Raw genomic sequence first — 13,013 nt, 5'->3', positions numbered from 1 at the left:
CTTCAGACAGCCGTCTGCTTCACACGGCTCACCACCGGACGCAGTTGCGGCAGCACCTGCTCGGCAGCGCGCGTCACGTCATTGGGGAAGTCGATCTCGATCCACGGCGCACCGGTCACGTCCGCGGTTTCGAACTCGCTGCCGCGTTCGAGCAGCAGGTCGCGCAGCGCTTCTTCGTGCGGCAGGTTCGCGCGACCCGTATCGACATAGCCTTCGACGATCTGTGCAAAGCGGCGGGCCGTCGGTTCGTTCAGGCGGAAGAAGCCCACCGATTCGCCGATCGTGTCGTATTGCAGACCGACCGCCAGCTGCTTGCGCAACTCGACCGGCACACCGTCGCGCAGGCACAGCTTCACGGGCTCGTCGCCAGCTTCGAAGTCGCGGTCGATCAGCAGACGGTTGGCCGGCGCCGCCCCCGCCACGAGCGGCGCGAACACGCGCTCGTCGTACAGCACGTCGGCGTCCATGAGCAGCACGTCGCCGCCGCGCGTGAGCGCCTCGGCCGTGCGATGCACCGTGAGGACGCTGCCCAGGTCGAAGCGCGGATTCATCACGACCTCGACCTTGTGCGGCCAGTTGATGCGCTTGAGTTCGGCCTCGACCAGCTCAGGCTGGAAACCGAGCGCGAGCGCGACTTCCGTCACGCCCGCCTCTTCCAGCAATTGCAGATGGCGTTCGAGCAGCGTCACGCCCTCGAACTGCAGCAGACATTTCGGAAACTGTTCTCCAGCTTGTTGCTGAAGGCGCAGGCCGAGGCCTGCCGCGAGAATGATGGCGCGCATGCGCAAACGTTCCTTGGGAGAAAAAAGGTCAATCGGCGACTTCGACAGCACAGACGCGCGAGGCGCGCCGGCGTTGCCAGTTACGTTCGCTGAAATGCAGATACAGAAGGCCCGGCAAGCCGAGCAGGATTTCGCGCGCGCGCTTGGCGAGCGAGAGCGCGAGCGCCGCCTCGGGCGGCAGGCCGACGAGCGGCGCAAGCAGCAGATACCCGCCCTCTTGCACGCCCAGCGAGCCAGGAATGGCGAAGGCCGCACCGCGAATGGCCTGGCCGATGCTCTCGAGCAGCAGCGCATCGATCCAGCCTACGGGGTGGCCGAGAAAGCGCAGCGCGAGCCACACTTCCACCGTGCCCACGAGCCAGCCCGCGAGGCTCAGCGCGAAGCTGGCCGCCACACGCCCACGCTGGGCGTAAAGCGACTTCACGGCCGCGTCGATGGCGTCGGCGCGCGTGGCGAGCGTCGACCAGTCGCGCTTGCCGAACACTTTTGAGGCGAGACGCAGCAGGCGGCCGAACAGACCGCGGCGCTGCGCGACATAGAACAGCGCGATCAGGCCGCCGAGCACGGCGGTCGCAATCAGCGCCGCGACGCCGAGATCGCGCGGCGCGCCGTTCGCGGCATAGGCCGAAAACAGCACGATGCCGAATACGGCGAAGACGATCTGCGCAACGGCCTGCAGCGTGGTGCTCACGGTGATGGCCGCAGCCGCGTCGCGCATCGACATGCCGCGTTGGGCAAGCTGACGCACCATCGCCACGGGGCCGCCGATCTGGCCGGCCGGCAACAAGCTGTTCACGGATTCGCCTGTCCAGCGCGCGAGCAGCGCATCACGCTGATCGACGCGCGCGCCCTTGCCAAAGAGCACGGCGATCGCACCGGCGTCGAGCGCGAGCGGCACGATGTGGAATGCCGCGACGAGCACGAGCCCCCAGCCGGCGGCCGCAAGCGCGCCCGTTACCGAGCCGAGGCCCTGCCAGGCGAGCAGGGCAATGAAGAGTGCCGTGCCGATCGACAGCAGCAGGATGGCAGCACGGCTCACACCTTGCCTCCAAACGCTTTGCGGAACACCTGGCGGAAACCGAAGTACGCAATGGCGTCCTTCATGTTCGAGATAAAACGCCGCCACGGGCGCATGTTCGGGTTCGTCACGTATTCGAGCGTGAGCGAAACGCGCACTTCGCCTTCGAGGCTCGGCGTGACGCGATGGCGAAGCTTGTCGCCGTCGAACACGATGAGCGCACCCGGCGGATACTGCACCGAGCCCGGTTCATCCGCCTTGCTCGGGTCTTTCGTGTGCAGCTCGTAGTCGAGCTTGCAAGACGACTCGTCGATCACGCCGAGCAGCACCGTATAGCGGCGCCCGTCGTAATACGAGGTGTCGTAATGCCAGCCGATATGGTCGCCGGCGCGCGTGTAGTAATAGAGCGCGTACGCGTGCGGATCGTTTTCGGGCGAAAGCTGGAGGCGGTCGCCCGTGATCTTTTCGAGCCACGCGATCAGTTGCGGCGAGCGGTAAAGCTCGGCGATGTACGGCGCGAGGCGGTCGATGGTGTGACGGCTCACGCTGCCGCCCGCCTTATGGCCCGGCAGATAGTTGCGGTTGACTTCGGGAAGCAGCGCGTTGGCCGCATCGATCAACTGTTGCGTGGCGTCGGCGGGCAGGAAATCGGAGAGATACAGGAACGAGCCCTGGCTCTGGTAGTCGTCGCGCAGGCGCGCGGTGTTCAACGGTTGCAGCGCGCGGCCGATCGCGCCGTCCGGGTCGCCGGCCGCGGCGCGTGCGGCGCGGGCTGGAGCGGAGACAGGAGGCGCCACGACCTGTTCTTGTTCTGCTTGCAAGCTCATCTGCTGCTCCACACCTGACTGGTTTCCTTGGCGGGGCGCAGGCGGCGCGTCACGCGCACGTAGTCGAGCACCACCCAGATGGCGAACAACGGCGCCCCGATCGAAGCCGCGATAATGAACGGCGACACGACGCCCGTCAGCGTGACAAGGGGTAGCAGATACAGCACGTCCTCAGTCTCGAAGCCACCGGCGAACGCCTGTTGCGTGCCCGCCTTGCCGGCCATTTCCTCGATACGCATCCGCAGGAAAAAAATCACGGCGACCGCGACGCCCGCGAGGCCGCCGAGCACGGCCGGCGGCACACGCCATTCGGCGCCCGAGTGGCCCGCCACGGCGCCGAGTCCGTAGCCCATGCCAAAGAACAGCAGGACGGTGACGAGCGCGTCCGCCGCGAGATCGTAGAAATGTCCGATACGGCTGGCTTTGCCGCTGATACGCGCCAGTTCGCCGTCGGTATGATCAACAAAATTCGACAATACGATCAGAAATGCGCCAATATTGACGTGCAGAAAGCCGCCGTGCGCCAGATAAAAGCCGCCGGCAACGCCAATCAGGAGTCGCAGCGTGGTCAGGTGATTCGGAGTAACGCTCGTGGGTACGAGCGGAGTGACGAGCCAACGCGCCGCGCGAGCGTCCCACGTGCGCGGTAGCGGCACCGCTCGCGGAGCCGTTTCTACAGGTTTGTCTTTTTCGGTCATAACCGCGAAATATATACGCCTTCCAGAAAACTTGCAGGTGTTCCGACGTTCGCACCACTTTAGCTTGTAGTTTTGTAAGCAAAAGCGCCAGATCGGCACTCGCAGCGCCGCAAGCGAAATCGCCCGAACACGCGTAGAGTGCAACCCTTCGCGCCAGCCCGGGCGTTGTGTCCCCGCCGTATTCCGGCCCCGGCGCACGCACTTTCGCCATTCACGTAATGAAACGCTTTACCTTTGCTGCGCTTCTTCTCGCTTTCCTGACACTTCTTGCCGGCAATGCCCGCGCCGCGGTCATCGACGACTCGCTGACCTGCAGTGAGTCCGCGCACGACTTCATCTCAGGGCTGATCATGCAAAACCTGATCGATCCGAAGCCCATGAAGGTCGAGAGCAATTCGATCAACGCGTTCTGGCCCGCACGCGGCCAACACATGACCGCCTATGGCTTCAGTGTGTTCGCCGTAGTGGGTTTCCAGAAGGACGACCCGCTGTTCAAGACCGGCAACGGCGAGCCTATCGCCCCTTCGGCCTACGGAGCGGTCGTGGTCGGCACCCAGGCCAAGGTGCAGGCGGCGCTCACGGCGGCAGGCAATAACGCCATCGTCCACCATGCTGGTCCGCTATTGACTGCGATCTTCTGCAAGCAGGAGTGACCGGGCAGGTTCTGATAGTTACTCGATACGCCCGAAGCCGCCTTCGGCCCAGGCCTCGGCACGCGCCTTCGTGAGCTTGAAGTTCGGCGCGACGCGCGCCTGTGCGAGTTGCTCGCCAAACGCGTCGATCGCGCTGACGAGCGCATAAGGCTCGTACTCGTCGGGAACGATGTCGAGCGTCACATCCACGTCGCCCTCGGCGGTCTGCACGCTCACGCGCTTGTGAAGCAACGCGCGCAATTGCTGCTCGTGCCGGCGCAACACCTCGGAAGCGGTCTTCACGAGCGTGTTGAACGCCGACGTATCGAGCGGCTTGGGATTCTTCTTGTCACGACCCATGGTCCAAGGGCCAACGAGTGCCGGTTCCGGCTCGCCGTCCTTGATCATTTCGACGGCCCAGCCGTCGTCGTCCTCATTCTTGATCACGCGCGCGGTCCAGCCGTCCTTGCGCCACAGGCGCGCTTCCTGGATCACCTCGGCCGCGGCTGCGGGGTCATCGGCGGGGAAATCGGGATCGGTTGCGGGTGAAGAATCGGTCATGGCGAGGCTTTCATCGGGTTCTACGCGGGACTTGCCCGGCGCGGGGCAAGGGCAAGATTCTACCCGCATCGCGCCGCGCGTCGGGCACCCCGTGTTTGCCCCTGCAAAGTTTCGATTATCCGGCCACCGAACCCGAATATCTGCCGGCGATTTTAATCGTTACATTTTCCGCAACACACCATTTCGCTTCTCGCATTAATTGAAAATGATTTTCCACAGGCAAAAAAAACGCGGCCCGAGAGCCGCGTAAAAACAGATGAAAAAAGACCACCCTTGGTCGAGGGCTGAAGAAATTGTAGCGCCACACGGTGCACGTTTTCAGCCCATGATCTGGAACAGTACCTTTCACCAAACGACGAGAATCACACTTGAAAAATAATTGAAATCACGCTAAGCCAGTACCCGCGCGGCTTTGCCACACCGTCGCAAGTGCGCAACGGATTATTCCCGCGGATCATTTTGTCGCACCGGATAATAGAATTAGAAACCCCTTTAAATGCAGTGACTTACAACGATTAATGCTAATCACGAAATGAAATGAACGTATTGTTGCGCCGATCCGTGTAAAAACTCCGAATCTCAGGCCTACACTTCGTTGCGAATCAGCCGGGCACGAAATCGATTTTCAAAATATTCGGCCTGAGATTTCCCAAGTTCTGACCGGAGAAAAACATGAAAAAGGCACTCATCCTTGCTGGCGTCCTCAGCGCATTCGCCATGAGCGCCCATGCACAAAGCAGCGTCACCCTTTACGGCTCTCTCGACGCCGGCATCGTCTACGCGAACAACGCAGGCGGTCACAGCCTGTGGGCTCAGGGCAGCGGCGCCCTTTCCAACAACTACTTCGGCTTTCGCGGCGCCGAAGACCTGGGCGGCGGCCTGAAGGCGATCTTCACTTTGGAGAGCGGCTTCAATCTCAACAACGGCGGCTACAAGAACGGCGACAACGGTTTCAACCGCCAGGCCTACGTCGGCCTGAAGAGCGACCAGTTCGGCACGCTCACGCTCGGCCGGCAGTATGACTCGATGGTCGATTACCTCTCGCCGCTCTCGGAAGCCGGCGCGGGCTTCGGCAACAACCTCGCGGGCCACCCGTTCGACAACGACAACCTCGCCCAAAGCTATTCGATCAAGAACTCGGTCAAGTACGCCAGCGCCAACTACTCGGGCTTCCAGTTCGGCGGTCTGTACGGTTTCAGCAACGACGCGAACGGCTTCGCAAATGGCCGAGCGTGGAGCGTCGGCGCGTCGTACGGCAACGGCCCGCTAAACTTCGCGGCCGCCTATTCACAGCAGAACAACTCCGGCGGCCTGGGTGCCGCGAACAGCGCCGCTTCGGCTGACCAGAATATCTCGGCAAGGCTGCAGCGCTCGTTCGGGGCGGGCGTGAACTACACCTACGGCCCGGCCCAGGTTGGCTTCGTGTGGACGCACTCGCAGATCGACGGCATGCAGAGTCTATCGAGTGGCGGCAGCGCGCCGCTGCCGGGCCTCTCTGGCCTGAACCTGCACGTCGACAACTATGAGATCAACGGCGCGTACCATCTGACGCCCGCCCTCGCGTTCGTCGGCTCCTACACGTTCACCGACGGCACGGTCACGGGCAACGGCAGCAACAACAGCCCGAAGTGGCACACCGTGGTGCTTGGCACCGACTACTCGTTGAGCAAGCGCACGGACGTTTATCTCGCCGGCGTCTACCAGCACGCTTCAGGCTCGCTCGGCTACAACGCCGACGGCTCGGGCATCGCGAACGTGGCTGCGATCAATACGCTCTCGCCTTCCTCGACGAACAACCAGGTGGCCGCGACGATCGGTCTGCGTCACCGCTTCTGATCGCTCGGGTTTGGGCAAACGCGGTGCGACCCGCCGCGCTGCCCTTCCTTCGCGCAACGCACATGCGCCACACGCGCATGTGCGTTTTTTCTTGTTAGCTGTTGCATCTTTTTACGTCTGCGTGGGCCTTGATCCAGATCAGGGTGCGTATACTCATTGGCATAATCCGCTGCTTCGATACTGTCACGCCGCTTATGAAAACGCTCACGCTACGACTTCTCGCCGCTACCCCGCTCGCATTCATCGCCGCTTGCGGTTCGACACCGCCGTCCGGCACGGCTTCGAACGGCGAGCCGATGATCTACGCTTCGTCGGCACGTTCGGCGTCGTCGGTGGCGAGTTGCCTCGAAGACCGCTTGCCGCACGTGCACGCTTCGCAAGACGGCAGTACAACCGAGTTGAGCGTGGGCTCGCGCTCGGACGCATCGTACTTCGTCACGCTCACGCCGAACGGCCACGGTTCGGTCATTCGCGTGACGCATGGCGCTTCCACGTCGAACGATCCGCCTGAAGAAGAACTGCGCTTCGACGTAGCGCGCTGCGCGACCTGACTGCGCGACCTGACGCGTGAGTGGCTGGCGCGGGCACCGCCCGCGTCGCACGACGTACCTCGTGTCGCCCGCATGTCACCCCTGTCATATCGGCGACACATCTGCGAAGATTGCGCCCCTTCGACTTCGCAACATACCGCTTCATGGCATCAGGCACCGCACATCACGCCACGGGTTGGGCCGCAGGCGTCATCGCCGCCGCAATCGTCACGCATCAGGGCGCCGATAGCGCCTGGCATCTTTATGCCGCGCTCGCATTCGCCGCGGGCGTCGCGGGCGGATCGGCGCCCGACTGGCTGGAAGTCGCATGGTGGCGCAAGAAGCGGCGCCTATGGATCACGCATCGCACGCTGACGCACTGGGGCATCGGCTGGATTGCATTGCTCGTATGGTCGTATCACAAACTCGGGCACGCGCCGCTCGCGGCGCCCGCGTTCGGCTTCGCTTGCGGAGGCATGATCCACCTGTTCGCCGACTGGCCCAATCCGCTGGGTGTGCCGTGGATCTTTCAGCGGCACTCACTCAACTGGTGGCGCAGCGGAAGTTGCGACCTGATCGTTGTCGCCGCGTCATGGGTTGCCGCGTGGTTTTTCGCTGTGCATGGCGTGCCGCACGACTGGTCGCTCGCGCCGTTGCGTCGGCTCGTTTGATTGATCAGGTTTCCCAGGTAATCGCCGCAAACGCACACAGGCATTCGCGATTGAGCAACGTCGATGTGCCATTCGGGACCAGGGTTTATTAACGAGTTAATAACGCCGAAAATAAAAAACGGCGTCCCGTTTAAAGGACGCCGCCCCCTAAATCGCTTCAGCGGTATTCAGGCGGTTTGCTCGCACTCCGCGCGGCCCATGCGGTAGCCGACGATCAGCCCGGCGTCATACGCCGACTCCAGCGCGCGGCCAATATCCTCCGCGCTTACGAGGTGTACGTCGGCTGTCGGCTTACCGGTCAGTTCGAAGCTCTCGATCCCGAGCGTTCTTCGCGAGATTGCCAGCAATAATTCGAGTCGTTCGTCATGCATTTTGCTCTCTCCACTTGATCTACATCATCTGATTACAATGATAAATATCAAATCCCGTGGGAGCCGCGACGCATGGACGCATATTGAAGCGTCACTCTAAACCCGATAAATCTTTAAAATTTGTCAAATTGGCGGCGGATTAAGTTTTAAAAATCTTTAAATCGAATCGTTTTAATTCTCAATTAAATAGGGCAATAATGCACGATGGCTTGCCCCTGCCGCCCGCCGGCGCCGTGCCCCGACCGGGCCGGGCCAAGCCAGGCCAGGCTTTCGCGCGAGCAACCGTTTGATATGATCGGTAACACATCGCGCGGCCCAACAGGGCTTTGCGTCAGTCTTCGAACGTAGCCCATGGACTCCACGCTCACCCCATCCGCCAGTACGGCGACTACCGACCTCGGCCGCCGCGTGCGCGCCGCACGCGTCGCCCAGGACCTTACGCTCGATACGGCCAGCCGCCTGTGCGGTGTCTCGCGCTCGACCTTGTCGAAAGTCGAAAACGGGCTGATGTCGCCAACCTTCGACGTGCTGCAAAAGATCGTCGGCGGGCTCAGGATCGACCTGGCCGAGCTCTTCGGCACCCCACCCAAGCTCAATGCCGGCGGCCGCCGCGCGCTCACGCGCAACGGCGCGGGTCAGCGCCACGCCTATCGCGGCTATCAAATGGAGTTGCTCGCCACCGATCTCGCACACAAGGCGATGCTGCCGTTTCGCATCCGCATCACCGCGCATTCGCTCGACGCGTTCGACGACTGGGGCCGCCACGAAGGCGAAGAGTTTCTCTACGTGATCAGCGGCACTGTGTGCCTGTATTCGGAGCTTTACGCGCCCACCTACCTGGAAACCGGCGACAGCCTCTACTTCGACAGCCGCACGGGCCACGCGGCCATTTCGACAAGCGAGGAAGACGCCGAAGTGCTGTGGATGGCCACGAGCGCGCGCTTGCCCGGCGTTGCACCGGAAGCACCGGCTACGTCGAAGTCGCGCGCCAAGGCGAAGCTCTCCACCGGCTGAATCTAGAGCGCAGCTTCAACGCGTCGCGCTGGGCGAACGCTTGCCAGCGGAAGTGTTTGCAGCACGCGCACGGCGCGTGCGCGGCGCGGCGGAGCCATCCGGTCGCACTTCGCGCTCACGCGCCGCGCGCCTCACGGCCTCGATCAGCGCGCGGCCGGCAGGCGCGGGCTGGGTATCGGTCCGCTGAATCACCCCCACCGGCTCTTCGCCGCCTGCCGATGGCAGCGGCAGCCGCACCAGCGTGCCGCGCCGGAGGTCGTATTCGACGGCGCCGGCCGGCACGAACCACACCGCGTCATTCTGGAGCGCGAGCGCACGGCCCACCGAAACCGAAAGCAATTCGACGAACGCGGACAGCGGCGGCGCGCCCCACGCCGCGAGCAGGCTGTCCGCCGCCTGGCGGATCAATGTGCCGAACGGCGGCAGCACGAGCGGAAACGACGCGAGTTGCGCCGGTAGCCCCGCCCCCTGCGCGAGCGGATGCCCCGCGCGCACCACCACGGCGAGCGGCTCGTTGTACAACTGCTCGAAGCTCAGGCCCACCATGCGCTCGGGGTCGGAAACGCGGCCCACCGCGAAGCTGATCGCCCCGGTCTTCAGCCGCTCGAGCAGCTCGGTGTTGGCTCCCGTCACCAGCCGCACGCTCACGCGCGGCCATTGCTCCCCGAAGTGACGCAGCGCTCCGGGCAGCAACGCCGTCGCCACCGTCGGCAGCACGCCGATATCGAGCGTCGCGGTCACCGCGCCCTCGTCGCGCGCCAGCAAAGCCACGCCCTGGCGCAACGCGCTCACGCAGGCGCTCGCGTGTGGCATGAAAAGCTGCCCCTCGCGGGTCGGCACCGCGCCGTGCCTGCCACGCTCGAATAGCTTCACGCCCAGCACCAGTTCCAGCTCGGCGATCGTCTTCGACACTGCAGGCTGCGTGACCGACAGACTCTCGGCGGCCTGCTGCACGCTGCCCATCTGGGCCACGGCAAGGAAACACTGTAGATGGCGGAACTTGACGCGTCCGTCCGCGAGCCGGTTTTGCATAACGATTCGTTATACGAGATGCGAGAAAACGTCATTTTGCATAACTTTTCGCTTTGGATAAAGTGGCTGCATCGGCTCGCACTGCCAACCGCTGCCGGCGGCAAGCCCTTCCCCCAATAATCCAACTCAGGAGACACCCCATGGCCGAGTCCATCCTGTCGCCGCGCGACTTCGACTCGCACCCCGCGTACGTTTATCCGCCGTACCGTTCGTCGGTCAAACGCGGCCCCACGCTCCCGCTCATCCCCCTGAAGGAAAAGCTGCGCAACCAGCATGCGCCCGTGTACGGCACCGACGACCTCGGCGCGCTCGATCACGATCTCACGCGCAACGCCGCAAAAAACGGCGCGCCGCTCGGCGAACGCATCATCGTGACGGGCCGCGTGCTGGACGAAGGCGGCAAGCCCGTGCGCAACACACTCGTGGAAATCTGGCAGGCCAACGCCGCCGGCCGCTACGTGCACAAGCAGGACCAGCACGACGCGCCGCTCGACCCCAACTTCCTTGGCGCGGGGCGCGCGATCACCGATAACGACGGTCGCTATCGCTTCCTGACGATCAAGCCCGGCGCGTATCCCTGGGGCAATCACCCGAACGCGTGGCGCCCGAATCACATCCACTTCTCGCTGTTCGGCGACTACTTCGGCTCGCGTCTCGTCACGCAGATGTATTTCCCCGGCGACCCGCTGCTCGCGTTCGACCCGATCTATCAGGGCACGCCCGAGGACGCACGCGAGCGCATGATTTCGCGCTTCTCGCTCGACACCACCGAAGAAGGCTACGCACTCGGCTACGAATTCGACATCGTGCTGCGCGGCCCGAACCAAACTCCCACGGAGCGTTGAACCATGGCACTCAAGGAAACGCCTTCGCAAACGGTCGGCCCGTACTTTGCCTACGGCCTGTGTCCACAGCAATATGACTTCGATCTGAAGAGCCTCTTCACAGCCGACGTGGTCGGGCCTGAAACGCCGGGCGAGCACATCACGCTGATGGGCCGCGTGATCGACGGCGACGGCAACGCCGTGTTCGACGCGATGCTCGAGTTTTCGCAGGTCGACGCGAATGGCCGCTATCCGGCTTCGCGCGAGGAAATCGCGAAAGACGGCTTCCGCGGTTTTGCACGCGTCGGGACGGGCACGGACGCGCAGCGCCGCTTCATCGTGCAGACGGTGAAGCCGGGCGTCGAGAACGCCGGCGAAGCGCCGCATCTGAACGTGATCGTGATGATGCGCGGGATGCTCACGCACACCTTCACGCGCATCTACTTCGAAGACGAAGCCGCCGCCAACGCCACGGACCCGGTGCTCTCAGCCGTGCCCGCAGCGCGCCGCGACACGCTCATTGCGCGCCGCAGCGAACAGGCCGGCAGCATCGTCTACACGTTCGACATCCGCATGCAGGGTGAACAGGAAACGGTGTTCTTCGATCTTTAATGCATCGACGGATACGCGAGCCGAATCGCACGGACTTTCACATGCCTTTCATGAACTGGCCCTATGATCGTGCCGCTGCGATCTGATCGCGGAACTCCGAGCTGTACCTTATGAAGCCTGCCACGCGCAGGCTTCTTTTTTTGCAGCGCCCTTGCGGCGCTTGAGCCCTGCCAGGCGCTCAGCCGAGCGGCCGCACACCGATCAGCACGCCGTGCAGCCAGAAGGCGAACACGGCCCAGGCCACGAGTCCGACCACGACGACGATCACATCGCGCGACGCCTGCCCCTCAGGATAGACGACCCCGGCCTCGCGATCACGCCGGTTCTCGCCCCTAAGCTCGAACAGCGCCCAGACGAGGAAAACCGCGAAGAGAATGATGTCGTTGAGCGTGCCGTTGGCGAGCAGATGCGCGAACGCCCAAAGCGCGACGCCGCTCACGAAGGGCTGGCCGAGCGCGCGCTTGAAGTGATTGCCCGGCACATAGGCCGCGACGATCATGATGAAGGCAATGGCGGTGAGGAGCGCCGTGACGTGCGCCATCCAGAACGGCGGCAGCCAGATCGGAACCGGATAGCGGCGTGACAGACCGTAGCCGTAGACGATCAGTACAAAGCCCAGAATGGACAGCACCGCGAACGCGCCTCGCCAGGCACGAGGACCGAAGCGTTCGATCTGCGCGGCGCGCCAGGGCGCCGCCACGATGCGGATCGAATGGACACCAATGAAAATCACGAGGCCCAGCACGAGTATCGCCATGACAACCTCCCTGCCGCAGCAAGAACGGAATGGGCGAGATTGTCGCGCAGCTTGATCGCGTGGCCAACCGGAGTTTTCAAAAAAGCTGACTAATTACGCGCGCGCAAATGCCAGCAAAAGACAATGCATAAATCATTGCGCGCCTATACCTGCGCGGCAGATTAGGAAGCGCAATTAAAACCGGGCTCACGCCGAAAGGCATTTTAAAACTATGCTGAATAATACTGGGCGCCGCGCCAATGCGCGGGCTTTGCGGCATGCGCCGCATACGGTCTGGCGGTCGAACGGCAACACCGGCGCGCATTCACGCACCGTCATGGCTAGCAGCGAAAATGCTCGATATCCTGTCCCGCGTGCTTATAGCGCAACAGCCAGGACGGCATATCGCCCTCGCCATTCCACGTATTTCCGTATGCGTCGCGGTACTTGGGTAGTTTTTCGCTTTCAGCAATAGACGCTTCAAGCTCTTCGAACGTAATGCCGTACTCTTCCATGCGGCGTCGAATCCACACGATGAGCCGTTCGCGCGCCTCTCCATCGAGGTCGAACATCGATTAATTCCTCTCGCTTCGTCAAGGGCAAGGCGCCGATACTACGATCGGCATCGAATCGTCTTCCCTGAAAAGACAAAGGCTTCGCGAACAGACTGCGAAGCCTTGCTGCACTGATGAGATAGCCTGGGTGTGGAGCCCGCGACCGGTTCGGAGGGGACCTGCAGTCCACTGCTCCGCTCTCAGGTGGCGCCGCTACAGGTGAGCGAACGTTTGCTGCAAGCGGAACCCATAATACCTTGCGCTCGCGGCACAGATCAAGCGGTTTCAAGGCGGAGCGGGCTTCTGCGGCCCGCT

The 13,013-nt window shown here is 63.1% G+C and carries 16 protein-coding genes; 7 read left to right on the top strand and 9 right to left on the bottom strand.

Features of this window, described 5'->3' with window-relative positions; translation table 11 throughout:
• Positions 1-2: 2 nt before the first annotated feature.
• From JMY28_RS10010 to JMY28_RS09995, 4 genes are read right to left on the bottom strand one after another with little or no spacing between them, the layout of a single operon-like run.
• Positions 3-782 carry a phosphocholine cytidylyltransferase family protein gene (locus JMY28_RS10010; protein ID WP_201695742.1) on the bottom strand — a complete coding sequence of 260 codons (780 nt, stop codon included), beginning with the start codon at positions 780-782 and terminating at the stop codon, positions 3-5.
• 28 nt (positions 783-810) lie between these two features.
• Positions 811-1,821, bottom strand: a complete 1,011-nt coding sequence (locus tag JMY28_RS10005; protein WP_201695741.1) for a flippase-like domain-containing protein — start codon at positions 1,819-1,821, stop codon at positions 811-813.
• The gene (locus tag JMY28_RS10000) at positions 1,818-2,627 is read right to left on the bottom strand and encodes a 2OG-Fe(II) oxygenase (RefSeq protein ID WP_201695740.1); all 810 of its coding nucleotides are present in this window, start codon (positions 2,625-2,627) and stop codon (positions 1,818-1,820) included. The genes JMY28_RS10005 and JMY28_RS10000 overlap by 4 nt, the downstream gene beginning before the upstream one ends.
• A complete protein-coding gene (locus JMY28_RS09995) occupies positions 2,624-3,325 on the bottom strand; it encodes a CDP-alcohol phosphatidyltransferase family protein (RefSeq protein ID WP_201695991.1) in 702 nt (233 codons plus the stop codon). Before JMY28_RS09995 ends, JMY28_RS10000 begins: the two co-directional genes overlap by 4 nt.
• Positions 3,326-3,543: 218 nt before the next feature.
• Here JMY28_RS09995 and JMY28_RS09990 point away from each other — a divergent pair, with 218 nt between their 5' ends.
• Positions 3,544-3,978: a hypothetical protein gene (locus tag JMY28_RS09990; protein ID WP_201695989.1), complete on the top strand. Its 435-nt coding sequence runs from the start codon at positions 3,544-3,546 to the stop codon at positions 3,976-3,978.
• Between the two features lie 18 nt (positions 3,979-3,996).
• On the opposite strand, the gene JMY28_RS09985 is transcribed toward JMY28_RS09990, so the two are convergent.
• Positions 3,997-4,518, bottom strand: a complete 522-nt coding sequence (locus JMY28_RS09985; protein ID WP_201695739.1) for a hypothetical protein — start codon at positions 4,516-4,518, stop codon at positions 3,997-3,999.
• A 672-nt stretch (positions 4,519-5,190) separates the two neighbouring features.
• Between JMY28_RS09985 and JMY28_RS09980 the strand changes: the two genes are divergently transcribed.
• The 3 genes from JMY28_RS09980 to JMY28_RS09970 all read left to right on the top strand — a co-directional run bounded on the left by JMY28_RS09980 (position 5,191) and on the right by JMY28_RS09970 (position 7,555).
• A complete protein-coding gene (locus JMY28_RS09980; RefSeq protein ID WP_201695738.1) occupies positions 5,191-6,354 on the top strand; it encodes a porin in 1,164 nt (387 codons plus the stop codon).
• Between the two features lie 194 nt (positions 6,355-6,548).
• Entirely contained in the window at positions 6,549-6,905 is a 357-nt protein-coding gene (locus JMY28_RS09975) for a sugar ABC transporter ATPase (RefSeq protein WP_201695737.1), read from the top strand.
• Between the two features lie 143 nt (positions 6,906-7,048).
• The gene (locus tag JMY28_RS09970) at positions 7,049-7,555 is read left to right on the top strand and encodes a metal-dependent hydrolase (RefSeq protein ID WP_201695736.1); all 507 of its coding nucleotides are present in this window, start codon (positions 7,049-7,051) and stop codon (positions 7,553-7,555) included.
• 167 nt (positions 7,556-7,722) lie between these two features.
• On the opposite strand, the gene JMY28_RS09965 is transcribed toward JMY28_RS09970, so the two are convergent.
• The gene (locus JMY28_RS09965; RefSeq protein ID WP_201695735.1) at positions 7,723-7,926 is read right to left on the bottom strand and encodes a DUF6900 domain-containing protein; all 204 of its coding nucleotides are present in this window, start codon (positions 7,924-7,926) and stop codon (positions 7,723-7,725) included.
• Positions 7,927-8,277: 351 nt separating this feature from the next.
• Between JMY28_RS09965 and JMY28_RS09960 the strand changes: the two genes are divergently transcribed.
• A complete protein-coding gene (locus tag JMY28_RS09960) occupies positions 8,278-8,940 on the top strand; it encodes a helix-turn-helix domain-containing protein (protein ID WP_201695734.1) in 663 nt (220 codons plus the stop codon).
• A 15-nt stretch (positions 8,941-8,955) separates the two neighbouring features.
• Here JMY28_RS09960 and pcaQ read toward each other — a convergent pair whose 3' ends face one another.
• Positions 8,956-9,972, bottom strand: a complete 1,017-nt coding sequence (pcaQ, locus tag JMY28_RS09955) for a pca operon transcription factor PcaQ (protein ID WP_201695733.1) — start codon at positions 9,970-9,972, stop codon at positions 8,956-8,958.
• A 140-nt stretch (positions 9,973-10,112) separates the two neighbouring features.
• Here pcaQ and pcaH point away from each other — a divergent pair, with 140 nt between their 5' ends.
• Both pcaH and pcaG read left to right on the top strand, forming a co-directional pair.
• Entirely contained in the window at positions 10,113-10,817 is a 705-nt protein-coding gene (gene pcaH, locus JMY28_RS09950) for a protocatechuate 3,4-dioxygenase subunit beta (protein ID WP_201695732.1), read from the top strand.
• Positions 10,818-10,820: 3 nt separating this feature from the next.
• Entirely contained in the window at positions 10,821-11,408 is a 588-nt protein-coding gene (gene pcaG / locus JMY28_RS09945) for a protocatechuate 3,4-dioxygenase subunit alpha (RefSeq protein WP_201695731.1), read from the top strand.
• A gap of 178 nt (positions 11,409-11,586) precedes the next feature.
• On the opposite strand, the gene JMY28_RS09940 is transcribed toward pcaG, so the two are convergent.
• Both JMY28_RS09940 and JMY28_RS09935 read right to left on the bottom strand, forming a co-directional pair.
• Complete coding sequence (locus tag JMY28_RS09940; RefSeq protein WP_201695730.1) at positions 11,587-12,165, bottom strand: NnrU family protein; 579 nt, start codon at positions 12,163-12,165, stop codon at positions 11,587-11,589.
• 320 nt (positions 12,166-12,485) lie between these two features.
• Positions 12,486-12,716, bottom strand: coding sequence for an H-NS histone family protein (locus JMY28_RS09935; protein WP_042263577.1), 231 nt, complete (start codon positions 12,714-12,716; stop codon positions 12,486-12,488).
• Between the last annotated feature and the right edge of the window lie 297 nt (positions 12,717-13,013).

The sequence above is a fragment of the Paraburkholderia hiiakae genome (assembly GCF_904848665.1).
Taxonomy (GTDB): Bacteria; Pseudomonadota; Gammaproteobacteria; order Burkholderiales; family Burkholderiaceae; genus Paraburkholderia; species Paraburkholderia hiiakae.
This window is presented reverse-complemented; position numbering and strand designations above follow the sequence as displayed.